This window comes from Geomonas sp. Red276 (genome assembly GCF_054784495.1).
Window position 1 is genome coordinate 243,194 of sequence record NZ_BLXW01000002.1, and the last position, 24,367, is coordinate 267,560.

Genomic DNA, 24,367 nt, shown 5'->3' on the forward strand with positions numbered 1-24,367 from the left:
ATCTTTCCCGTTCTTGGAACGCTGCAATGGCTAGCAATATCAGCATGAGGTTAGGTAAAGGGGTGGGTATTATGCTCAAGAAAAGTTTAGTCGCTCTGCTGTGTCTGATCGGTATGTCGGCCCTCTACGCCTGGGCGTACTCGACATACTACGTCAGGACCAAAACCATCAACGCCGGAGGGACGGTCACCGTCCGTAACGGCATCCCGCTCTCGGGGTACGGCTCCATCAGGTACACCAACTTCACCACCATGGGGGCGGTGAGCGTGGTGGTGGCGCCCGATGCCGCCCACAAGATCATGGCGGTGACCAAGAACGGGGCGGCGGTCGCCATCCCCGACGCGACCCTCCCGATGGTGGTCGACTTCTACAAGAACAGCCCGAGCTCTACCGAGACCCAGTCGCTCGAGGCGACCTTCACCACCCGCAGCCTCTCGGGCGCGTCGGCCAAGACCTGGCAGCTGCAGACCGAGAACGCCAACGTGGGGGGGAACATCACCACCACCCGCGGGAGCGAGGCGCCGGTCGTCGTGAGCACCGCCGGCAAGGTGGTGATGAAGAACTACACCGACACCACCCCGGTGACCGTGAAGGTGGCGGCGGTGAGCGGCTACTCCATCAAGACGGTCACCCTCAACGGGGTCCCGGTAACCCTGGACGGCAACTCGAGCTTCACCGTCGACCCCGCCTCCGCCAGCGGCAAGGTCTTCCTGGTGGTGGCGACCTACAGCAGGAACCTGATGTCCATCCAGGCCGCCAGCGTGACCGGCGGCCTCATCACCCCCTCCCCGATCAACGTGGCCTACGGCGGGAAGGCCGGCATGACCGTCATCCCGACCGGGACCAACAACCTGGTCACCAAGGTCACCGTGAGCGGCGCCAACCCGACCACCCAGGTAACCATGCAGGACGGCAGCGGCAACCAGGCGGCCCCCTTCCGCGGCCCGGTCAAGATCCTCATCTCCAACGATACGAGCAGCCTGATCACGGTATCGGCCGAGTTCGGCAGGGACTCCACCAACGAGGTGTTGAGCGCCTGCGCCCTGACCTGCCACCTCACCGCCAGTCAGACCGTCCAAAAAGTCCCCTCGCTCTGGCTCGCCTCCCTGCACCGGCAGAACCAGATCGACTGCGTAGTCTGCCACACCACCATGCCCGGCCCGATCGTCCGCGAGTCGGTGAGCGCCACCACCTTCAAGGTCACCGCCGCCAAGGCGGGTGCCGTCGGCGATTACTACTGCGTCCGCTGCCACCAGCCGAGCATCGGGCCCGACTTCGAGGGCTCGCCCCACAAGGCCAACGGCTTCGTCTGCACGACCTGCCACAAGCAGGGGGCCCACAATCCCGATCTCTCCCCCACCCTCTGCGCCGACTGCCACGCCACCACCGGTATCGTGGTGAACCATCCCTTCCCGGTGGGAAGCTCCCCCTGCCTCGCCTGCCACAACCCGCACTCCACGGTGGGGAGCGTCGCCGGGGCCACCTCGGCGCACTTCTACAACTCCACCACCGCCCAGGCCTCCTACGTGACCGCCAGGGCGACCTGCATGGACTGCCACGTGGACGTCCCGGGTAACGCCACCGTGCGCAGCCAGTGGGCCGGCAGCGGCCATGCCGCCACCGCCGACGCACCGTTCGTCGATTACGACTTCAAGATGAAGGACGGCTGCGTGAAGTGCCACACCACCACCGGCTTCGTGGCCTTCTCCTCGGGCAAGGTCACCAAGGCGTGGGGGCAGGCGGGCGATCCGACCAAGGAAGTCATCACCTGCAGGGCCTGCCACCGCGACGTCGGCAACGGCATCGTCCGGGTCCGCAAGCCGGTGGCCCCCTTCGACGCGGATCCCTCGGTCAACCACGACATGGCCACCTCCAACCTCTGCGTAAGCTGCCACAGCGGCCGCAACAACGGGGCGAGCATCCAGGCCAAGGTCGGGAGCGCCGATTTCACCAACCTCCCGGTCATCACCCCGCACTACCTGGCGGCGGGCGCCACCGTGCAGGGTAGGGGGGGCTACCACTTCCCCGGGGGGAGCTACAGTTTCTACTCCTCCAACTCGCACCGGCTGGCCGGCATGGACGACCTGAAAGGGAGCGGCACCAGCGGCCCCTGTGTCGCCTGCCACATGACCTCTTCCGCGAAGCACAGCTACCAGGCGGCCACCCTGGACGCCAACGGCAACGTGAACGGCCTCACCGCCGGGGTCTGCGCATCCTGCCACGGCGGCACGCTGACCGTGGTCTCCCTGGCCGCCGACCAGTCCGCCCTCAACAACGGCCTCAACGTGCTGAAGGCGATGCTCCAGTACAGGGGCTTCACCTACTCGCCGAACTACCCGTACTTCTCGGCCACCAACTGGGGCTCCGGCCAGGCCGGCGCCAACGCGATGGGGGCGGCGTTCAACTACAAGTACCTGGTCGCCGACCCGGGGGCCTTCGCCCATAACCAGGCCTACGCCAAGAAGCTCGTGATCGACTCCATCGACGTCCTCTACAACGGCCAGCTGACCGGCTCGATCGACTCCGCCCTGGCCGCCCTGGTCGACCAGGGGCTGATCCAGCAGACCGACGCCAACGCCCTCACCGCGTTCCAGAAAAAGAGCGCCTGTGCGAGCTGCCACACCAACACCACCGGCAGCCACACGCCCCACCTGAACACGACCATGCGCGCCATCACCTGCGCCGACTGCCACAGCGCCACCGCGGTATCCGCCACCGCGCTCGTGGCCGGCGGGGGGCTCCACCTCAACGGCCGCACCGACCTGGTGCTCGCCAACGGCGGGACCTACTACGCCCCGAACTGCTCGGGGGTCTACTGCCACTCCAACGGTAAGGGAAGCTACCAGAGCCCGGTATGGAACACCGCCAACAGCTCGGGCTGCGACTTCTGCCACCCGCTCGCCTCCCTCTCCGGCTCCCATGCCGCCCACATCGGGATCGCGGCCCCCACCGTCTACGGCTCGACCGCCAACAACTCCACCACCAGCGAGTACCGGTTCGGCTGCGGCCTGTGCCACCCGACCGACGTGGCGAGCCACCTGGACGGCAGGGTCACCGTCTCGCTGATCCCGACCAGCGACGGGTCGCTCAAGAGCAAGAACAACCCCGCCGTGGTGGTTTCCGGGGTGGGGAACACCGGCTCCGGCATCGCCGGCACCCCCGGGGTGAGCGTCACCTGCTCGGCCGCCTACTGCCACTCCAACGGCGGCGCCGGCGGCTCGCTCTTCTACACCGCTTCGCCCGACTGGTACCATCCGGAGCTCTACACCGGCGACCGCTGCGCGATGTGCCACGGCAACTCGCCGGCCACCGGCGCCCACCAGGCCCACGTGGTAGGGGTCCACTACAAGCAGATCTTCGACGGCACCGGTGCCCTCCTCCCGGCGGCCGGCCAGGCCGGCACCGCGGCAGGCCACGGCGACCCGAACCAGTCGACCACCATCAACTGCGACCTCTGCCACAGCGCCTCGGTCACCAACAACGGCAACGACAACCACCCGGCCTGCACCTCGTGCCACACCGGCGTCGGCTCCCCGGCCAAGGGTACCCCGATCCTCGACAAGGGGATGCACCTCAACGGGACGGTGGACGTCGCCCTCAAGGCGGTGACCCTGGTGTCCAAGGCGCAGGTACGGCCTTCCGCCTTCAGCAGCTACTCGACCATCTGGACCAGGAACAACGGCAGCTACAAGAGCGGGGCCACCTCCTACGACGTGGGCAAGCTTCCGCTCAACGCCGGGATCTTCAACAGCGGCGACAAGAGCTGCTCGAACATCGCCTGCCATAACGGCAGCACCCCGAAATGGAATGGCGGCGCGCTCTCCTGCGTCGACTGCCACTCCGCTCTCTAGTCCAGGAAAAAGGCGGGGGGCTCTGACGGAGCTCCCCGCCGGCCGGGAACGAAACGCTTACTTGAGAATCAATTCGGAATAAAGAGGAAAGCCATGGCAAAGGTATTAGCAAGACAGATCAGAGGGATGAGCTGGAGTGCCAAGGTCGGCATGATCACGATCTTCACCCTGCTTCTGAGCATTTTCGTTTACGAGGGGCTGTTCAAACCGAACTTCGCCGGTGCGGCGACCACCACCTACAACTTCACCCTGGACAGCACCGCCGTCAACCTGGGCGCCGACGGGGCGACCAATACCTCGTCGAGCTCGACCGGCGCCGGCAAGTTCTCGATGATCACCACCACGCCATCCACGAGGACGAGTAACATCGGCTCCAACACGCTCGCCTCCGGCTCCGCCGAGACCACCATCGGCACGGTCTACGGTCCGGCCTATGCCACCCCCCAGAACCTCACCTCTCCGGTCCTCCAGCTGGCGGTCTCCCGCAACTCGAGCCAGAGCACGGAGACCTGGAAGGCGTACGTGTACGACTATGACCCCAATGGCGTGGCCGGAAACAAGACGCTTCTCTGGACCTCCGGTACCACCACCCAGAACAGCTCGACGGCGAGCAACGTCGCCCTGAGCTTTGCCGGTGCCACCCAGAAAACCATCGCCGCCGGCCACCGCGTCAAGATCGTCGTGGTCGCCTACGGCACCTCCGGCAACACGGCCAACCTTTATGCGCGTTACAGCTCGAGCGTCTACTCCTACTTCCAGGTGACCGAGGCGAGCGCCGGGCCGTCGGTGACCTCCGCCTCCCCCGCCAGCGGCAACCCGGGCCAGACCCTCGATGTCACCATTACCGGCAACGGCTTCGTGAGCGGCGCGACCTCCGACTTCGGTGCGGGGATCACGGTAAATTCGACCACCTACAATTCCGCCACCTTGCTGACCGCCAACGTCACCATCGATGCTGCCGCGGCACTGGGCGCCCGCACCGTCACGGTGACCAACCCGGACACCACCAACGGCAGCGCCAGCATCTTCGCCGTGTTGAGCGCCAATGCGCCGACCGTCAGCACGGTATCCCCCAGCACCCTCGGCCAGGGGGCGACCAGCGTCAACGTCACCCTGACCGGCACCAACTTCGTCAACGGCGGCACCCCCGCCACCAGCACCGCGGTCGGCGTCAGCGGCAGCGGGGTCACCGTCAACTCGGTCACGGTAAACAGCGCCACCTCGCTGACCGCCAACCTCTCCATCTCCAGTTCGGCCACCACCGGGGCCCGGGACCTGACGGTCACCAACCCCGATGCCAGCAACTCCACCAAGGTGGGCGGGCTCACCATCAGCGCCAAACCGACGGTGACCTCGGTGTCCCCGGTCAACGCCGCCCTCGGGGCGACCAACGTCACCCTCACCATCACCGGCACCGGCTTCGTAAGCGGAAGCGGGATCGCCCCGACCGGCCTCATCTTCGGCGGCACCGGCATCACGGTCAACTCGGTCAGCTACTCGAGCGCCACCACCATGACCGCCAACGTTTCTATCGCCGCCAACGCCTCCACCGGCGGCCGCACCGTCACGGTGACCAACGGCGACTACGGGATGGGGACCAGCGCCTCCAACGTCTTCAGCGTGTACGATCCGGCCCTGGCACCGACCGTCACCGGGATCGCCCAGAACACCAGCGGTGTCGCCGCCATCGGTCAGGGGGCCACCGCCATCACCTACACCATCACCGGCACCAACTTCGTGTCCGGCGCCACGGTGGCCGTGAGCGGCAGCAACGTCACCACCGGCACCGTTACCGTGGTGAATTCGACTACCATCACCGTCCCGCTGACCTGCTCCACCTCGGCAACCACCGGCCTGCGCAGCGTCACCGTGACCAACCCCGATACCCAGACCGCCACCTTGACCAACGGCCTGACCGTCAACAGCCGTCCGGGGAGCACCATGACGGCAGCGCCGTCCAACGGCTACACCGGCCAGACCAACCTCAGCGTCGTCCTCACCGGAACCGGCTTCCAGAGCGGGGCGGTGGCGACCTTCGCCAACACCGGCATCACGGTGAACGGCACCACCTATCAGAGCGCGACCCAGGTTGCCGCCAACATCAACATCACGTCCAACGCCACCGCCGGCGCCGGCTCGGTGACCATCACCAACCCGGACGGCGGCACCCGCAGCGTCAGCTCGGTGTTCACCGTCACCCCGGTCGGGGTCTTCTCGGTGACTCCGTACGTGGCACAGGGAGGGACCACCACCGTCGGCATCACCGGCCAGGGCTTCGCGTCCGGCGCCGTCGTGGCGGTGGGGGGAAGCGGGGTGACCGTAAGCAACGTCACCGTGGTCGACGCGGGCCACCTCACCGCCAGTCTGACCGTCGACCCGGCCGCGGCAGTAGGCACCCGTGACGTCACCGTTACCGTCGGGGGCAACAGCGGCACCGGCACCGGCGTCCTCACCGTGGCCGCCGGGCCGAGCATCACCACGCTCTCCCCGTCCACCGTCCACCAGGGCGACCAGAACGTGGACGTCACCATCAACGGCGCCAACTTCCAAAACGGTGCGGCGGTGCAGTTGAACGGCACCGGGGTCACCCTCAACTCGGTCACCTACGTGAGCGCCACCCAGCTCACCGCCAACGTGAGCGTCGATCTCAAAGCGGCGGTCGGGAGCCAGACGGTGACCGTCACCAACCCCGACGGCGGCAAGATCACCGGCGGTTCGCTGACGACCGCTCTCAACGCGAGGACGGTTTCCGGCGCCGTCTCCTTCACCCAGATCACCACCAACTCCATCGCGATGGTGATCTCCTACACCGGCGACGGGGACAACGACGGCTCCTGCACCATCGCCTACGGCGCCACCCCGAGCCTGGAGCTCGGGACCGTCACCGCCGTCAAAGGGAGCGGCTTCTACTCCGCCACCCTGAGCAACCTGGCCGGCGGCGCCAACGGCACCGGCAAGCTCTACTACATCCAGATCACCTACAGCGATCCCGACGGCGTGACGGGGACCAACCCGATCTCGGTGACCCAGCCGACCCGGGCCAACAAGCTGATCCACAACAGCCAGAACACCTTCTCCACCAAGTGGGCCCAGGGGTGGGGGATCGAGGGGGGCAAGTACGGCCCCTTCACCTGCGTCACCTGCCACAACAAGAACACGGGCAACATCAAGATGGTCGCCGAGACCATCACCTCCCCGTCCCTGGAGAACTGGAGCTCCTCCGGCAATAACGCGCTGGTGGTCAACTACCTCAATCCCTCCACCGACCTCGGTAACGACAGCGCCCACGCGACCTCCACCAACGTTTGCGAGGCCTGCCACTCGAGGACCGGCCACCACCGCTACAACAACGCATCCGCCGACCACAACGGCACCACCGACTGCACCGTCTGCCACAGCCACGACGAGGGCTTCATCCCCTCCTGCAAGACCTGCCACAGCACTTCCCAGGGGGCAAACGGCTACCGCCGCCAGGTGGTCGGCAACGGCGGCGACTTCTTCACCAACATGTCCGGCCACGGCAGCCTGGTCGACCTGAGCTCCAAGACCTGCACCGCCTGCCATGACGCCACCCGGCACCAGACCTTCTCCGACGGGGTGAGCGTGGCGCTGAAGAACGTGGACACCGGCGCCTCGGTGGTCTACGACGGCACCAGCGCCACCGCCGCCGCCACCGCGGGGGCCTGCCTCTCCTGCCACGACGCCGACGGCGCCACCGGCATGGGTGTCCTTGCCCTCGCTCCCTTCACCGCCTCGGGCGACTACAAGGCGCCGACCAACATCAACCAGTACTGGCCGGCAGCAGGCGGCGCCCACGCCACCAAGATGCAGTGCTTCAACTGCCACGGCAACTCCAAGGGGACCGACGGGAGCACCACCAATCCGCGGTACAACGGCCACGCGTCCGGACAGAACCACATCCTCCAGGACAAGGCGTTCGACGTGGTGAACCCGAACAACTACTGCTTCACCTGCCACAAGTCGACCTCGACCGACCCGAACAAGTCGTTCAAGAACATCTCCGGCGAGTTCCGCCTGGCCTACAAGCACGTCACCCCCAGGTGCTTCGACTGCCACGGCGACGAGAACAACGCCACCGACAGCCTGCACTCCCTGAGGGCCGGCTCCCATGCCGCCGGCTCCCCCGCGGTGGCCAACAACATCTCCAACGCCACCGGCATCGACATGTCCTGGTCGATCACCTCCTGGGGCGGCGCCTCCGGCACGACCGCGCTAGCCTCCAACCAGGTGACCGCCGAGTACCAGGTCTGCTTCAAGTGCCACGGCGCGACCGGCACCGGCACGAGCCCGGCCGTGAACAACGCGAGCTACACCGGCTCCGGCTCGCTGACCAACCTGGCCCTGGAGTTCAACCCGAACAACGCCTCCCGCCACCCGGTCGGGACCCCGCTGGCCGCCGCCAACCAGCTCCTCTCCAGCAGGCTGCAGGGGGGATGGACCCCGGGGATGGTGATGACCTGCTCCGACTGCCACGCCACCGACTCCGCCGCCTCCAAGGGGCCGCACGGCTCCTCGGTCAAGTGGATGCTGGCCGGCACCAACAAGGCGTGGCCGTACACCTCGGCGGCCAGCAACGGCGCTTCCACCGGCACCTACTTCAGGCTGGCGACCTACAACACCGGCGCCGGGACGAAGGACGGTCTCTTCTGCCTCAACTGCCACCAGGTGACCGGCACCAACCCGTTCCACACCGCGTCGGGCCTTACGAGCAACACGCATTCGGGTAACGCCAACATCCCGGCCTGCGTCAACTGCCACCTCCGCGTTCCGCACGGCGGGAAGATCCCGCGTCTGCTGAAGACCGCCAACGCGCCGGCCCGGTACAAGGCCTCCGGTGCCGCCGACTCCGTCACTTTGACCACCATCACCGGCAAAGGCGCCTCCAGCCCGGGCGGCAACTTCAAGTGCTCCAGCACCACCGAGCACTCCGGCGGTACCGACGCCTGGTAGCAGGCGGCGGCAACCTCGAGCGAAAAACGGCCGGGGGGGACATCCTCCCCGGCCTTGCTCTTTGACGGCAAAGCGGCCGGTGGATAACAAAACAGCCTTGCTCTTCGACGTCAGAGCGGTCGGACGACAGCAACCCGGCCCCCGGAAGCGGATGAACGACCACGAACAAAAGCTCCCCCTCGCCCTGACCGCCATCGTCCTTGGGACCCTGCTTCTCTACCTCCCCGCCCTGGGCAACGGCTTCGTCAACCTGGACGACTACTTCTACGTGGTCGGTAACCCGGGGATCGCCCAAGGGGGGAGGGGGCTTTTCCGGTTCGCCTTCCTCTCCTTCCACGCCGAGCTCTGGATACCCCTGACCTGGCTCTCGCTGGCCCTCGACCACGCCGTCTGGGGGCTCAACCCGTTCGGCTACCACCTCACCAACGTCCTTTTCCACGCCGCCAACTCGGCCCTGGCGGCCCTGCTGGCGCTGCGCCTCGTTCAGGCCGCCCGGGTCCGCGGGGAGGGGGAGGAGCTCTCGCCGCTCACGGTGGGGGTAGTGGCCGGGGCCTGGTTCGCGGTGGCCCCGCTCCACGTCGAGTCGGTGGCCTGGGTGACCGAGCGCAAGGACGTCCTGAACGGTTTTTTCGCCCTGGCCTCGCTCCTTAGCTACCTCAAGTACGCCGGGGGGGACGGCACGGGGCGCCGCTGGTTCGGCGACCGCCGGTACTGGATGAGCTTCATCCTCTTCACCCTGTCGCTCATGGCCAAGTCGATGACGGTCACCCTTCCCCTGGTGCTGCTCCTTTTGGACCGGTACCCGCTCAACCGGCTCGGAAAGGGAAAGGGGCTCGGCGCGCTCCCCGAGAAGCTCCCCTTCTTCCTGGCGAGCCTCCTGGTGGGGGCGCTGACCATGGCCGCCCAGGCGGGCACCATGCAGTCGTGGGAGTTCGCCTCACCGCTGACCCGGGTATTGGTGGCGGGGAGGGGGGTCGCCTACTACCTCGGGAAGATCGCCTGGCCCTCCCGGCTGATCCCCTTCCACGTACACCCGGGGAACACGATTTCCGCGGCGGACCCCGCCTACCTCCTCCCGCTTTTGCTGGTGGCCGCCGTCACCGCGACGGCCTTTTGGGGGTGGGCAACGGGACGGGCGAGGCTTTTACCGGTTGCCTGGTGTTTCTTCCTGGTGACCCTTTTCCCGGTGCTCGGCTTCTCCCAGTCGGGGCCCCAGGCCATGGCCGACCGCTTCACCTACCTGCCGCTCCTCGGGCCGGTGGTCGCCTGCTCGGCGGGGATCAGCCGGGGAGCGGCACTTTGCGAGGGGAGGGGGCTTCGCAGGCTCCTTAGCGGGCTGGTCGCGCTGGCCCTCCTGGCCCAGGGAGCGGTCACCTGGCGGCAGATCGGCTTCTGGCGTTCCACGGAGACCCTCTGGAGCCGGGTCATCGACGTCGCTCCCAACGAGTCGGGGCGGGCCTATTTCGAGCGGGGGCAGCAGTACGTGAACGAAGGGGCCTACGCCAAGGCGCTCCCCGACCTCACCACCTCCTTGGAGATCGCCCGCGCCAAGGGGTTCAGGAACATCCACCGGATCTACGGCCTGAGGGGGCACGCCTACCTGCAGCTCGGGCGCTTTCCCGAGGCGGCCTCCGACTACACGAGGGCCATCGAGCTCGCCCCCCGGCCGGAGCGGGAATACTTCGACGGCCGCGCCGCCGCCCTGCGGGGTATCCCGCCAAAACAGAACTAGTTTTGCAGGAGTCACTTGTGGTAAAGAATATTGAGATGAAAAGAACAGTTACAGCTATTCTTGTTATACTAACTGTCGCTCTAGCCACTCTCTCAGGGTGCAAGGGATCTGACACCGGGAAACAGCCGGCACCGGCACCACGCCCCGCTCAGAGTGCGGCCGACCCTGCCACTGTGGTCCACAACCAGATCGTCCGGTACAACCAACTCCTCAGCGAGGGATACAAGAAGGGAGACGTGACCCGTCTCCAGGAAGTGGCCGATCCCGACCAGGCCCAGAAGGTCTACTACCACATGGCGGCCCTCGGGGAGGGGAAGACCCGGATGGTCTCCGAGCTGAAGAAGATCACCTTCGTCGAGACCGATCTCTCCACCCCCTCCAAGGCCAGGGTGGCCACCCGTGAGGTCTGGGATTTCGCCTTCGTCGACTTCCAGAGCGGCAAGATGAAAAACGCGGTGAAGGACTACCTCTACCAGGTCCGGTACCAGTTGGAGAACCGGGACGGCAACTGGATCATCACCGCCATCAGCGCCACCGGGGAGGACCGCAAGGAGGTCCCTTCCTGGAACCAGATCCTCAACAAGCGGTGACCGGGAGGGTGGGGAGCCCTCCCGCCTCCCCGCCGGCAAGGAAACGATGTCCCTTTCGAGCAGATCCAGCCTGATCACCAGCGTCATCCTTCTCCTTTTCGCCGTGTCAGCCCTCTTCGCCCTTGACCGCTACGGAAAGTCGCGCCGCAGCTCGGGAGCCTACGGACCGCTCGGCTCTCCGCAGGCCGTCCAGCGGCTGGTGGGCCGCCCCGAAGAGGCGGTCGCCATCTGGAAGGAGGCGGGGTGCCGGGGGCGCCTGGTCCTCTACGTGTCCGGACGCTGGCCGAGCTTCGTCCCGGGTGAGCGTCTCTCCGAGGAGCTGTACCGGGATTACCCGCTGAGGCTCTACAACACCGCCCGGCGCTTCGAGGCCGAGGCGCTCGACTCCACCACCTTCCTCTACGTCTCCGCGCTGGACGGCATCGCCCGCGGCATCGTGGCGGTCCTCCCCGATGAGGAGCTGGCCCGCCAGCGGGAAGCCGCCCGCAGCTCCAAGGATGGGCGGGTGAACAGCCGCGGGGTCTACCTGCCGCGCGAGGGGTATCCCCGCTGGTTCACCACCGCCTCGCTCCTCTCTCCCCCTTCCGAGCCGGTCCTGCTCTACGTGGGGGCCTCCTACTTCGTCAAGGGAGACCCGGACACCCTCTACCGCCAGTTGTCGGCGGCCGGCGTCCGCAGCGATCTCGTCGTCTTTTGCCGGGAAGAGGGGGGGACGGCTACCGGGCGCGAGGTCGAGCGCCTGGAGAGGTTCGCCCGGCTGACCGGTTTTCAGGGGATATTGGGGGCGAAAACCGTGGGAGGAACGCCATGAGACGCTACGGCACCCTCCCGCTGGCCTTCGGGCTCTGTCTCCTGACCCTGCTGTCGCTTCTCCTCAACACCGTGCAGCTCGGGAGCCAGCCGGTCTCCGGCGACGATTTCAGCGTCGCCATCTCGGCGATCAACTACATGGAGTCCGGGCAGCTCGGCCCCACCATGTGGAACCACCCCTGCCTGCGGAACATCCTCGTCTACTGGGCCCTGCGCCTCTTCGGGACGGGAGTGGTGGGGGCCAAGGGGGTGAGCGTCCTCATGGGGACCCTCTCCACACCGCTCGTGGGGCTGGTCGCCTTCCGCCTGTCGCGGGAGCGGACCGTTGCCCTTTTGGCCGCCTTTCTCTGGGCGATCGACGCCCTGGTGGTGGATTTCTCCCGGCAGGGGATCAACGACATCTACCTCGCCTTCTTCCCGCTGGCGGGGATCTACCTTTCCCTCAAGTTCCGCGAGTCGGGAAACCACCTCTGGCTGGTGGGGGCCGGCGCCCTGTTCGGGCTGGGTCTTGCCTCGAAGTGGAGCGTCGCCTTCCCGCTCTTCGCCACCCTGGTCTACCTGGCCGTCGCCCACCTGAGGGAGCGGCGGCGGGAGGGGGGCTCGCCCTTGGGGGGATACTTCCGGCTGTCGGTGCTTCTCGTGGTGCTCCCCGCCCTCGTGTATCTCCTGACCTTTCTCCCGTGGTTCGGGCGGGGGTACTCGCTCTCCGAGTGGGGGGAGCTGCAGCGGAGCATGTTCCTGGAGACCTCGCAGCACACGGGATACCGTCCCAAGCCGTGGGACGACCGGGACCACCGCGCCTACCGCTGGTTCGTGGCGCCGTCGGTCTTCGTCGATCCCTTCATCAACATGGACCTCCTGGAACGCCCCGGCGCCCCCGCCGACCCGGAGGAGGCCGCCATCACGGTCGTTTTGGGGTACGCCAACCCCCTGGTCTGGTTCCTGGTGCTCCCCGCCGTGGCGAGCCTTATCCTAAGGGGGAGGCGCACCCGCGACGAGGGGACCCTCTACCTCGCCGGCCTCTTCCTGGTCTCCTATCTCCCCCTGGCGGCGTCCACCCGTCCGATCTGGATGAACACCTCCCTGTCGGTCCTCCCGTACGCGCTGATCGCCGTAGCCTGGTGGCTCTTTTCGCTCACCGCAGCCAGGGCCAGGGGGAAGGTCCTTTTGGCAGGGTACCTGGCCCTGGTGGTACTGGTGGCGGCCCCCCTCTACCTGCTGGCGGTCGGGAAGGGGAAACGGATTCCGGTCTTGAGGAAATACACGGTGGACAGCTACATCACCCAGCTCAAGGAGCGGGGTTCCGGTGTAGAGGCCCCTGCCGGCGCCCGCCACGGCGCGCGATAGCCGTTATCGAGGCAAAGGTAAGGAAGATGAACCGATTAGCCAAAAAACTCACCTCCCGCTCGACAGTGATCGCCCTTTTGTCGGTGATCACCGCTGCGCTCCTGGTGGCCCTGCTGGTCCCCCAGCGAGGCACCAGCGGCGGAAAGATCCCCGGCTGGGTGGCCGCCCTCCCCGAGCATCTGCGGACCGTGGTGGAGTGGCTCGGGATCGACAACGTGGTGGGGAGCAGCTGGTTCCTGGTGGTGGTCGCCCTCTTCGCCCTTTCGCTGATGGTTTCGACCTGGAACCAGCTCTCGGCGGTGCGGGGTGCCGCCCGGCGTCCTCCCCGTGCCGATGCCGTTCCCGACGGCCCGGCGGTCGAGGCCCCGCTTTCGGCGGTCACCGCCGTCTTGGATAAGGGGGGATACCGGCTGGCGGCCAGCAGCGGCCACGTCCACCGCTTCGTGAAGTATTCGCTCGGGTACTGGGGGAACTTCCTCCTCCACTTAGGGCTCGTGATCGTGGTGCTCTTCTCCCTGGTCTACGTGGTGACCCAGCACCGTGTCTTCATCCGCCTGGTCAGCGACGAGAGTACCTCCTTCACGCCGGAAACGGCCAGCGAGGTGCTGGGCGCCCTGCAGTTCAAGCGTGAGCTCCCGGCGGCGGTGACCCTGGCCCGGCTGGAGCCCGTTTTCTGGCCCAACGACCGGCTGGCGACCCTCGCCTCCGGGCTTGCCTTCAGCCGGCGCCCCTCCGATCCCCCCGAGACGGTGGCGGTGGCTACCAGCGACAAGGCCCACTACGGCCCCTTCCTCGTCTACCAGGGGACCGTGTTCGGGAGGGCCTTCGATCTCGAGATCATCTCCCCGCAGGGTGGCCTGTCGCTGGAACGGCTCTTTCTCCCCTATCCCCCGGCGCGCAACCGGGCGGCCTACGGCGAGGCCGCGCTGAAGGAGGGGCTCGTACTGAAGGCCAAGTACCTCGCCGACGCCTCGCAAAGGAGCGTCAATCTGGTCGATCCCCTCCTTACCGTCCGGGTCTACCGGGGGAGCGAGCTCCTCGGGGAGACCACCCTGCGCCGGGGAGAGATGGGGAGCGTCGGTCCCCTCATGGTCCGCTGGGCGCGGGACGCCTGGTGGACCGACATCCTGCTGGACGGCAGCCGCGGGCTGACCGGGATCTTCGCCGGGTTCGCCGTCATCCTGGCCGGGGTCCTCTGCGCCTACTGTTTCGTCCCCCGGGAGGTCCTCGTGCGGGAGGAAGGGGGACGGGTCCTGATGCAGCAGGTGGTCCGCCGCTTCGGCGAGCTCTACCGCGACGAATTCGACGGGCTGGTGGCCCTCCTCGGCCCCTCCCTGCCGCCGGGCGAGGAGGGGGGGTGAGGCTACTGTCGGTGGTGATACCGGTCTACAACGAGCGGGAGACCGTCCTGAGGCTCATCGAGCAGGTGCGGGCGGTGGAGATCCCCAAGGAAATCGTGGTGGTCGACGACGGCTCGACCGACGGCACCAGGGAGCTTCTGGAAGGGGTCACGGGGGACGATCTCCGGGTCGCCTTTCACCCCCGCAACCTCGGCAAGGGGGCGGCGCTCAGGACCGGTTTCGCCCTGGTCAAGGGGGACGTGGTCCTGGTCCAGGATGCCGACCTCGAGTACGACCCGCGCCAGTACCACAAGCTGCTGCTGCCTATCCTGGAGGGGAAGGCCGACGTGGTCTTCGGCTCCCGCTTCGTCACCGGCGACTACCGGCGGGTGCTCTATTTCTGGCACATGGTCGGCAACACGATCCTGACCCTCATCTCCAACCTCTTCACCAACCTCAACCTGACCGACATGGAGACCTGCTACAAGGCCTTCCGCCGGGAGATCCTCGACCGGATCACTCTCAAGGAAAACCGCTTCGGCTTCGAGCCGGAGTTCACCGCCAAGGTGGCGAGGCTCAAGCTCAGAATCTACGAGGTGGGGATCTCATATTCGGGCAGGACCTACTGCGAGGGGAAGAAGATCAACTGGAAGGACGGAGTTTCAGCGCTCCGTTGCATTGTGAAGTATAATGTCTTCAGCTGAATGGTAGATGCTTCAGTGCCGGCCGGATCTGTCCCCATGACAGTGGTTGGCCAAGCGATGCCTTCCCAAGGGCATCTGCCTGCCTGAACGACGCCGCTCAGATACTGTCTCTTCTTCAGGAGAATTATGAAAGGTTCATTTGCACTGGTTACGGGAATCCATTGGGGTGCCGTCATCATCTATGTAGTGGCTTCCATCCTCTTCATCTACGGCCAGTTCTTCGACCGGCCCGCCTCGGTAAAGAGGGGGCTTTGGGCGCTTCTCCCGGGGCTGGTGCTCCACGGGATAGGGTTGGTGATCTGGTGGCGCATGGTGGGGCATGGTCCCTACATCGACCGCTTCGAGGTCCTCTCCTCCAACGCCTGGGTGCTGCTGGTGGCCTACCTGCTCTTCATCATCCCCTATCCGCGGCTGAAGGCCGCCGGGGTGGTGGTGATCCCCGCCGCGTTCATCCTGGTGGCGCTCGGCCTCTTCTTCAACCCGGAGATGAAAAGCCTCCCCCCCACCTTCCGCAGCGTCTGGCTGGTGCTCCACATCCTTTTCTACAAGATCGCCTTTTCGGCCATCATCATCGCCTTCGCCTTCTCGATCTTCTTCCTGATGATCCGGAGGGGGCGCCTGGCGGGGCTTTCCCGCAAGCTCCCCGATCTGCCCGGCATCGACATCTACGCCTACCGCTTCGCCGGGTTCGGCTTCACCTTCTGGGCCATCGGGATGCTCGCCGGCTCCATCTGGGCCTACCAGTCCTGGGGGATCTTCTGGAACTGGGACCCGGTGCAGACCTGGTCGCTGGTCACCTGGGCGGTGTTCGGCATCTACCTTCACCTGCGGCGTTTCTTCGCCTGGCAGGGGGAGCGGGCCGCCTGGCTGTTCGTGGTCTGCTTCGTCCTGACCCTGGTTTCGCTGTTCTTCACCCCGTTATTCGAGTCTTCGATCCATGCCGAATACTTCAAGTAGCAGACAGGCAACCGTCCGGGGAAGGGGAGGCCGGGGGATGAGCTCCTTGTCGGCGCTTATAGCCGTAGGGGCCGCTCTCTCCCTGCTGCTCTTTACCGGCTGCCGTGAGAAAGAGTCTCCTCCCGCCCCCTCTCCCTCCGCCCCGGCAGCGGCCCGGGCCCCCGCGAAGGACCCGGCGTTGATCCGGCAGGTGGTGGAGCGCTACAACCAGCTTTTGAGCGACGGGTACCGGAACCTCAACATGAATCCGGTGCAGGAGGCCGCGACGGTCCAGTTGGCCGAGAAGGCCTACACGCACATGGCCGCCATCGGGGAGGGGAAGGCACGCATGGACTCCCACCTGAAAAGGATCGACTACCGGAGCATCGACTTTCCCGCGCCGAACCGCTGCCTGGTGAAGACCGACGAGACCTGGGATTTCGCCTACCTGGACATCAAGAGCGGGGCGAAGACCGGCGAGGTCAAGGATTTCGTCTACCACGTCGCCTACACCCTCGAGGTGAAGGATGGGCGCTGGCTGGTGACCGATGCGGCGGCGACCTTCGACCAGCCGCGTGGCCGCTGACCGGTGGCGGGAAGAGCCGAGGAGAGGCGGGGATGAGCCTTCCTTATCCCCTCGCCCTCCGGGAGAGGGGCAGAAACTCCATATCCCCTCGCCCTCCGGGAGAGGGGCAGGGGTGAGGGAGTTTCCTGGGAGAGCGATTTGGCGGAAAGAGCAGAGGCAGTGGGAATGAGGGGAGCGGCATCGCGGTTGCGCAGTTGGGGGCCTGCGGCCCTGATACTCGCCCTGGGGACCCTCGCCCCGCTCGTCTGGGTCTGGGCCGGGGGAATGACCCTCGTGCAGCGCGACAGCGCGGGGGTGTACGCCCCGTTACGCTCGCTGGCGGGCCAGGCCCTCCGCTCCTGGTCGCTCCCCTTGTGGAACCCGTTCTGTGCCACCGGCATGCCCTTTTGGGGCGAAACCATCCATGGCGTGCTGCACCCGGTTTCCGTGGCGGCCGCCTTCCTCTTCCCCGGTGACGGCCTCGACCCGCTCATGGGAGGGTACGTACTCTGCGCAGGCCTCGGGGCGGGCTGGCTGGCCGCGGTCTTCGGCGCTTCCCCCGTCTCCTCCGTTTTGGCGGGCTTCGCCTACGGACTGGCCGGCTACCCCCTCTCCATGACCGGTAACCTCGTCTTCCTGGCGGGTGCCGCGACCGTCCCCTGGGTGCTCGCCGCCCTTCGCCTCTGCGGGACCCGCCCGGGGGGGTGGAGCTTCGCCCTGGCGTCCTGCGCGGTGGCCTCGGCGGCCTTTTCAGGGGACATCCAGATGCTTGCGGTAGCCACCGTCGCGGGCCTCGCGCTGGCCGCCGAGGGGGGCGGACGTCGCGGCCTGGCGATGGCCATCGGGGGAGCCTTGGTGGGAGCCCTGCTGGCGGGGGTGCAACTCGCCCCCTCCTGGAGCTTTCTGCAGTTGACCAACCGGGCGCTCCCGCTCCCCGACTACGACGTGAACCAGTGGGACCTCGCCCCTTGGCGGCTGGTGGAGCTCGTCTCGCCCGGCTTTTTCTGGTGGCCCCAGGACGGCCCGCAGACCGCGCCGGTCTACATGAGCCTCGGTAATCCCACCTGGTTCAACGTCCCCTTCACGGAGAGCGTCTTCGTGGGGGCGGCGACGCTCCTTTTGGCCGTGGCCGGGATCCGCGGCTCCAGAAGCGGACGGGTGGCGGCGATACTGGCGGCGGTGGCCCTCTGGCTTGCCATGGGGCGCTACCTCGGCGCCCGGGCCATTCAGGACCTCGTGCCGGTCTTCAAGGGGTTTCGCTACGGGGAGAAGTACCTCCCGGTGGGGCTCGCCTTCCTGGCCCTCCTCGCCGCCCTGGGTGCGGACCGGGTGGCCGGGGACCGCAAGGTGGCCAGACGCCTTGCCATTGCCGCCGCGGTGGCCGCTTTGCTCACCCTGGCCGCCTGGCTCGCGGTGGCGGCGCTTTCGGGGAGGCTTAACCCCGCGGTCGCCTCGCACCTCTCCCGCGGCGTCCCCCACGCCCTCATGGCCGCGCTGGCCGTGGCCGCCTGCTCGATGGCCGCCCTGAGGGGAAGAAGCACCGCCTGCCGCATCGGCCTCGCTGCCACCGTCTGGGTGGCCTGCTTAGCGGCGTCGGGTTACGCGCTGAGGCCGGGACGCCCCGAGGCGAGGGTGAACGCCACCCCTCCCGCCATCGAGGCGCCGTCCTCGGGGCTGCGGATCTTCAATGCCGGTCCTGTTCCGCCACATGCCCCGCGGCAGGGGTGGGATGCCATCGACGAGCTCGATTACGGGGTCCTCACCAGCATGGCCGCCAACGCCAACGCCAGGTACCGTATCGACAACTTCTCGGTCGACACCGGGCTCTTCCCGATCCGCTGGTTCCGTCTCAACGATGCCCTGGGGCCGGAGCTCGCCATGGCGGCACCGCGTTTTGCGGTCACTCACCTGGTACTGCCGCCGGGAGGTGCCGACCAGAGCCTCTGGCGCCCCATGACCGCGACCGGGACCCTGCAAAAGACCGATCCGCGTAACGGCATGGAGATCTGGTCGATCCTGCACCGCCCCTGGGCCGGTTTCGCCAAGGCGGTGATCCCGGTGGCCAATGATGAACAGGCCCGGCTGGCGTTGGTGGACGAGACCCGGCGCGGCGGACGGGAAGCCATCGTGGAGACCGGGGCGATGCTCCCGGTCGCTGCCGGCTCGGTCCTCTCGGTGTCGCGGCAGGCGGAGCGCATCGAGGTGACCGGAGAGGCCTCCGCCGACGCCACCATGGTGGTGAACGACGCCTTCTGGCCCGGTTGGCGCGCGGCCATCGACGGCAGGGACGTTCCGATCCTCGCCGCCGACTCGTTGGTGAGGGCGGTCGTCTGGCCCGCCGGAAGGCACACCCTGGTCATGGAGTACCGCCCGGACGAGCTTCGGGTAGGGAAACTCCTCTCTTTGACGGGGTGCGTGCTGCTCGTGGCGGGGATTTTCCTGCTCGGCCGGCTCTCGGCACCACCCCCCTTACGGGATGAGGCGCCACCGTCCGGATTACATTAGCTAACACTCTTGGTATTGTTGAATAAACATTACCAACTGCCTGGAATCTATATCTTTTTTTGCTGACAACACCACCCCCGAAAGGGTAAATTGGCAGGAAGTTTTCCCTGCATATTTTCTGCTGCATGTTGGTGACCCAGTCCTGGAGCTGTCATGAATATCAAGCGAGTAGCACTCATCACTCCCCCCTACCACTCAGGCGTCGTCGAATCGGCCGGCACCTGGCTCAACGTAGGGTTCGTCTACATCGCCGGCGCGCTCCGCGTGGCCGGCTGCGAGGTCGATTACTACGACGCCATGTCGCTTTGGCACAAGTGGCCCGACATCGAGGCCCGCATCCGCGCCTTCAAGCCGGACCTGGTCGCCACCACCTCCTTCACCGCCTCGATCGCCCACGCCCTGCAACTGACCGCCCTCGCCAAGGAGATCAATCCCGACGTCGTCACCGTGCACGGCAACGTACACGCCACCTTCTGCTATCAGGAGATCCTCGAGGAGGAACACGACACCGTCGACTTCATCGTGCGGGGCGAGGGGGAGGCAACCCTCCCGGCGCTCATCGACTGCCTGAATTCCGGCGGCGACCCGGCGGACGTGAAGGGGCTCGCCTTCTGGCGCGACGGCAAGGTGGTGGTCACCCCCAAGGCCCCCTACATCCAGGACCTCGACGCGCTCCCCACCGCGTGGGACCTGGTGGAGTGGCCGATCTACTCCTACCGCGCCAAGCACAATGCGCGGCTGGCCATCGTCTCCTCCTCCCGCGGCTGCATGGAGAAGTGCTCCTTCTGCTCCCAGCAGCTCTTCTGGGCCCAGTCCTGGCGGGCGAGGAGCCCGGAGAACTTCGTGGCCGAACTGGAGACGCTCCGCGACCGCTTCGGCGTCGAGGTCGCCATGCTCTCCGACGAGATCCCGACCCTGGACCGCGACCGCTGGGTGAGGATCCTCGACCTGATGATCGAGCGGAAGGTCGGGGTGAAGCTCCTGATGGAGACCCGGGTGGACGACATCCTGCGGGACGAGGACATCATGCACCGCTACCGCGAGGCGGGGGTGGAGCACATCTACGTCGGGGTGGAGGCGGGGGACCAGGCCACCCTGGACCTCTTCAACAAGAACACCAAGGTCGCCCAGTCCAAGAAGGCCATCGACATCATCAACGCCGCCGACATCGTCTCCGAGACCTCCTTCGTGCTCGGGATGCCGGACGACACCCCGGAGTCCATCGCCGCCACCGTCGAGCTCGCCAAGCAGTACAACCCGGACATGGGATTCTTCCTCGCCATCGCCCCCTGGCCCTACGCGGAGCTCTACAGCGAGCTGGAGCCGTACGTGGCCACCAAGGACTACCGCAAGTACAACCTGGTCGAGCCGGTGGTGAAGCCGAAGAACATGACCCTCGAGGAGCTCGAGAAGGAGCTCGGCAGGGCGTCGCAGAAGTTCTTCATGCACAAGTTCCAGCACCTCCACGAGCTCTCCCCCTGGAAGCAGGAATTCATGCTCTCGGTGCTCGATCTCCTCATCAACCACTCCTACCTGGCGGGCCAGATGAAGAGCGCCATGAAGGAAGGGGGTGCGCGGATGCCCGAGGAGGTGGTGCAGCTCATGCGGGCGGTCAACGGACGCCACGCGGCCCGCAGGGCCCCGGCCAACGTCGACCACCACGCCGTCGTCGCCCCCATCCCCTAGCCGGGGGATTGCTACGTGACCGTCTCCTTCCCCGTAAAGACCGGCGCCGCGGCGGCATCTCCATCCTGTTCCCCGGGCCGCTCCGGCGGCGCGGCAGGGAAGGGGGGGCGTCCGTGAGGCTCCCTCTCCCCATCGCCGCGCTCAGGGTGGCCTGGCGGATGCGGCGGCAAAAGCCCACCTTCCTGAGCTTCAACGTCTCCAACCGCTGCAACGAGGCCTGCCCGATGTGCTCGGTCTGGTGTACCCCGGCCGAGGAGCTCCCCTTCTCCGAGATCGAGCGGATCCTGGCGGATCTCAACTCCTTCGGCTTCCTGGTGGTCGAGGTCTCCGGCGGCGAGCCGTTTCTGCGCCCCGACCTCTTCGAGATCTTCCACCTCCTCGACCGCCTCGGCTTTCTCTATACCACCACGACCAACGGGACCGTCTTCAACGCCTCCCACCTGGCCGGTTTCGGCGCGCTCCGCGGGCTCTTGCAGCTGGCGGTGAGCCTCGACACCCTCGACCGGAAGCTTTACCGGCAGTTGCGCGGACGCGACCTCCTCCCCGAGGCGCTGGCGGCCCTCGACCTGTTGGCCACCTCGCCCCCCCCCCAGCCGGTCAAGCTCAACATGACCCTCTCCCGCCTGAACTACCGCGAGACCTTGACCCTGCTCGACTTCGCGAGTGAGCGCGGCTTCTACCTCTCGGTCTTCCCGGTCGCCCAGGGGGGAGGATTTTCCCATCGCGGCGACCACCCGCAGTTCGCGGCCAGCGACGAGGAGCGCCGGGAGATGGCGGAGCTCTTCCGGGAGCTTGCCCGCCTGCGCCGGGAAGGGGCGCCCCTTTGGGAGTACAGCGGCTTTTACGATAAGGCCGCCGACTACCTGACGGGAGGGCGCATGGGGGAATGCGGCGCCGGCCGTCTCTTCGCCGATCTCCATACCGACGGGCGGCTCGCCCCCTGCGTCGATCTCCCGCCGGTCGCCGACCTGCGCCGGGAAGGTATCCGCGAGGGGTGGGCGAGGGTCGCCGGCTGCCAGGAGCGCATCCGGCACTGTGCCGAATTCTCCCCATGCTGCTACACCTGCAGCTACAACCTGTCGCTGACCGCCGAGCACCCGTTGGACTTCCTGCGGGAGTCGTTGCGGGTTCGCCGCCCCGGCTGGAGGAGCCGTTCATGACCACCGGGGAGAGGCCCTACAGAGACGGAGTCGTGCTGGTGGCGGGGGGAGGGCCGGCCGGGCTGACCGCCGCCTACGAGCTGGCCCGCCACGGGGTCAAGGTGGTGGTGGCCGAAAAGGAATCCTTCCCGGGGGGGATCGCGCGCACGGTGACCCACCGGGGGTACCGCTTCGATATCGGCGGGCACCGCTTCTTCACCAAGCATCCCCTGGTCGAGGAGCTCTGGCACGAGCTTTTGGGGGAGGATTTCCTGCTGCGTCCCCGCTCATCGCGCATCTTCTGCCGCAAGACCTTCTTCGACTATCCGCTCAAGCCCGCCAACGTGCTGGCGGGGCTGGGGATCGGGGAGAGCCTCGCCATCCTGGCGAGCTACCTAAGGCGCAAGGTCGCCCCGATCCGTCCCGAGGAGACCCTGGCCGACTGGGTCACCAACCGTTTCGGCGACCGCCTCTTCGAGCTCTTCTTCCGCAGTTACACCGAGAAGGTCTGGGGGGTATCCTGCCGCGAGATCGGCGCCCAGTGGGCCGCCCAGCGGATCCAGGGGCTGTCGCTTCGGACGGCGGTCGCCAACATGCTCCGCCGCCCCGGGACCATCGAGGACGGTGAGCCGGTCCGCACCCTGATCGGCGCCTTCCACTACCCGAGGCTCGGGCCGGGAATGATGTGGGAGGCCCTCTGCCGCGAGATCGTCCGCCACGGGGGGGAGGTCCGCTTCAACACCCGGGTCGCAAGGATCCACCTGGAAGATGGGAGGGTGGCCGGCGTCGAGCTGGAGGGGCGTGACGGGAAGGAGTTTCTCCCGGTGGGGCACCTGGTCTCCACCATCCCCCTCAGCCTGCTGGTGAGAGAGCTGGATCCCCCACCCGGCGGCGAAGTCGCCGAGGCGGCCTCCTCCCTGCGCTACCGGGATTTCCTGACCGTGGCGCTCATCGTGGAGCGCGAGAACCTCTTTCCCGACACCTGGATCTACATTCACGAGGAATCGCTCAAGGTGGGGAGGATCCAGAACTTCGGTAACTGGAGCCCCGAGCTGGTCCCCGAGCGGGGAACGAGCTGTCTCGGCATGGAATACTTCTGTTTCGAGGGAGACGCGCTCTGGAGCGCATCCGACGGCGAGCTGGTGGCGCTGGCCACCCGCGAGCTGGAGGCGACCGGCCTGGTGCCTCCCGGGCTCGTGCGCGAGGGGGTGGTGGTAAGGGTACCGAAGGCCTACCCGATGTACGATGACGGATACCTCGCCCGCGTGGCGGCGATCCGCGGCTACCTGGCCGGCCTGGGCAACCTGCAGGTGATCGGGAGAAACGGGATGCACCGTTACAACAACATGGATCACTCCATGCTGACCGGCCTGCTGGCCGCCCGCAACATCATGGGAGAGAACCACGACCTATGGGAGGTAAACGCCGACGACGACTACCACGAAGAAGGCGCCCGCCCCTAGCAGCTATCCCCCTATATCCCCTGCCCTCCGGCCACCCTCTCCCCCAGTGGGGGCGAGAGTATCAATATACAAGAGGCAGTGGTGAGGGCGCATCGGAGCCGTCTTCCCGAAAACGAATATTGCCACCGCGAAGAATGCGGCCTCTCCGCGTCCTCGAGAATAAACCGCGACCACAATGGCAGCTACCACTAGCGCTCCATTCGCTCGCCGAACCCCGGCGCCGTGAGCCCATACAGTGTAAGGAGGAACCACCCCGGTGGAAACCATCAAGAAAGTACTGATCGTACTCAACGGCTTCATCCATGACTTTGCCACCGGCTACTGGCTCTCCGCCCTGATCGCCATCTATCTATTACACGGCTACCGCATCCAGGCCAAAGCCGGAGCCGGATTCCTGGCCGACATCGAGCGCTTCTTCTTCTGGAACGCCGTCGGCGCCGCCGTCTGCATCTTCGCCACCGGAGGGATGCGGAGCTTCACCTACGTGAACAACTTCTACGGCCCCGAAGCCGAGGCGACCCGGAGAAAGATGCTGATCGCCAAGCACGTGATCCTCTTCGTCATCGTCGGTGGCGGCACCTGGTGGGGCTACTGCACAGCCTTCCGGTGAGGCTTAACACCATCAGAACGCGGATATTGCGGATAGAACGGATTTACGCGGATCAACCTCCTAAAGGAAAACCCAAGGCCTAATCCTTTTTTGGGGTACCCCAAAAGCCATATCCGCG

The 24,367-nt window shown here is 66.7% G+C and carries 15 protein-coding genes; all 15 read left to right on the forward strand.

Annotated elements, in window-relative coordinates; genetic code table 11:
- Nucleotides 1-71 precede the first annotated feature (71 nt).
- The 15 genes from ACYVL5_RS03040 (at nucleotide 72) to ACYVL5_RS03110 (ending at nucleotide 24,249) form a co-directional block, all read left to right on the forward strand.
- Complete coding sequence (locus ACYVL5_RS03040; RefSeq protein WP_460594076.1) at nucleotides 72-3,851, forward strand: CxxxxCH/CxxCH domain c-type cytochrome; 3,780 nt, start codon at nucleotides 72-74, stop codon at nucleotides 3,849-3,851.
- 93 nt (nucleotides 3,852-3,944) lie between these two features.
- Nucleotides 3,945-8,822, forward strand: a complete 4,878-nt coding sequence (locus tag ACYVL5_RS03045) for an IPT/TIG domain-containing protein (protein ID WP_460594077.1) — start codon at nucleotides 3,945-3,947, stop codon at nucleotides 8,820-8,822.
- Nucleotides 8,823-8,973: 151 nt separating this feature from the next.
- The gene (locus ACYVL5_RS03050) at nucleotides 8,974-10,554 is read left to right on the forward strand and encodes a tetratricopeptide repeat protein (RefSeq protein WP_460594078.1); all 1,581 of its coding nucleotides are present in this window, start codon (nucleotides 8,974-8,976) and stop codon (nucleotides 10,552-10,554) included.
- Between the two features lie 236 nt (nucleotides 10,555-10,790).
- Complete coding sequence (locus tag ACYVL5_RS03055; RefSeq protein ID WP_460594079.1) at nucleotides 10,791-11,144, forward strand: hypothetical protein; 354 nt, start codon at nucleotides 10,791-10,793, stop codon at nucleotides 11,142-11,144.
- 46 nt (nucleotides 11,145-11,190) lie between these two features.
- Nucleotides 11,191-11,955 carry a hypothetical protein gene (locus tag ACYVL5_RS03060; protein WP_460594080.1) on the forward strand — a complete coding sequence of 255 codons (765 nt, stop codon included), beginning with the start codon at nucleotides 11,191-11,193 and terminating at the stop codon, nucleotides 11,953-11,955.
- Nucleotides 11,952-13,301, forward strand: a complete 1,350-nt coding sequence (locus ACYVL5_RS03065; RefSeq protein WP_460594081.1) for a dolichyl-phosphate-mannose--protein mannosyltransferase — start codon at nucleotides 11,952-11,954, stop codon at nucleotides 13,299-13,301. The genes ACYVL5_RS03060 and ACYVL5_RS03065 overlap by 4 nt, the downstream gene beginning before the upstream one ends.
- Before the next feature lie 26 nt (nucleotides 13,302-13,327).
- A complete protein-coding gene (locus tag ACYVL5_RS03070) occupies nucleotides 13,328-14,662 on the forward strand; it encodes a cytochrome c biogenesis protein ResB (RefSeq protein ID WP_460594082.1) in 1,335 nt (444 codons plus the stop codon).
- Complete coding sequence (locus ACYVL5_RS03075) at nucleotides 14,659-15,345, forward strand: glycosyltransferase family 2 protein (protein WP_460594083.1); 687 nt, start codon at nucleotides 14,659-14,661, stop codon at nucleotides 15,343-15,345. The genes ACYVL5_RS03070 and ACYVL5_RS03075 overlap by 4 nt, the downstream gene beginning before the upstream one ends.
- Before the next feature lie 126 nt (nucleotides 15,346-15,471).
- Nucleotides 15,472-16,302 (forward strand): cytochrome c biogenesis protein, encoded by an 831-nt coding sequence (locus ACYVL5_RS03080; RefSeq protein ID WP_460594084.1) that lies wholly within the window; start codon nucleotides 15,472-15,474, stop codon nucleotides 16,300-16,302.
- 37 nt (nucleotides 16,303-16,339) lie between these two features.
- On the forward strand, nucleotides 16,340-16,867 hold the full coding sequence (locus ACYVL5_RS03085) for a hypothetical protein (protein WP_460594085.1): 528 nt from the start codon (nucleotides 16,340-16,342) through the stop codon (nucleotides 16,865-16,867).
- Nucleotides 16,868-17,005: 138 nt separating this feature from the next.
- Nucleotides 17,006-19,351 carry a hypothetical protein gene (locus ACYVL5_RS03090; protein ID WP_460594086.1) on the forward strand — a complete coding sequence of 782 codons (2,346 nt, stop codon included), beginning with the start codon at nucleotides 17,006-17,008 and terminating at the stop codon, nucleotides 19,349-19,351.
- A gap of 153 nt (nucleotides 19,352-19,504) precedes the next feature.
- Nucleotides 19,505-21,037, forward strand: a complete 1,533-nt coding sequence (locus tag ACYVL5_RS03095; RefSeq protein WP_460594087.1) for a cobalamin-dependent protein — start codon at nucleotides 19,505-19,507, stop codon at nucleotides 21,035-21,037.
- An 8-nt stretch (nucleotides 21,038-21,045) separates the two neighbouring features.
- Nucleotides 21,046-22,197, forward strand: a complete 1,152-nt coding sequence (locus ACYVL5_RS03100; RefSeq protein WP_460594088.1) for a radical SAM protein — start codon at nucleotides 21,046-21,048, stop codon at nucleotides 22,195-22,197.
- A complete protein-coding gene (locus ACYVL5_RS03105; protein WP_460594089.1) occupies nucleotides 22,194-23,639 on the forward strand; it encodes an NAD(P)/FAD-dependent oxidoreductase in 1,446 nt (481 codons plus the stop codon). Before ACYVL5_RS03100 ends, ACYVL5_RS03105 begins: the two co-directional genes overlap by 4 nt.
- Nucleotides 23,640-23,895: 256 nt before the next feature.
- Nucleotides 23,896-24,249 (forward strand): hypothetical protein, encoded by a 354-nt coding sequence (locus ACYVL5_RS03110; RefSeq protein WP_460594090.1) that lies wholly within the window; start codon nucleotides 23,896-23,898, stop codon nucleotides 24,247-24,249.
- Nucleotides 24,250-24,367 lie beyond the last annotated feature (118 nt).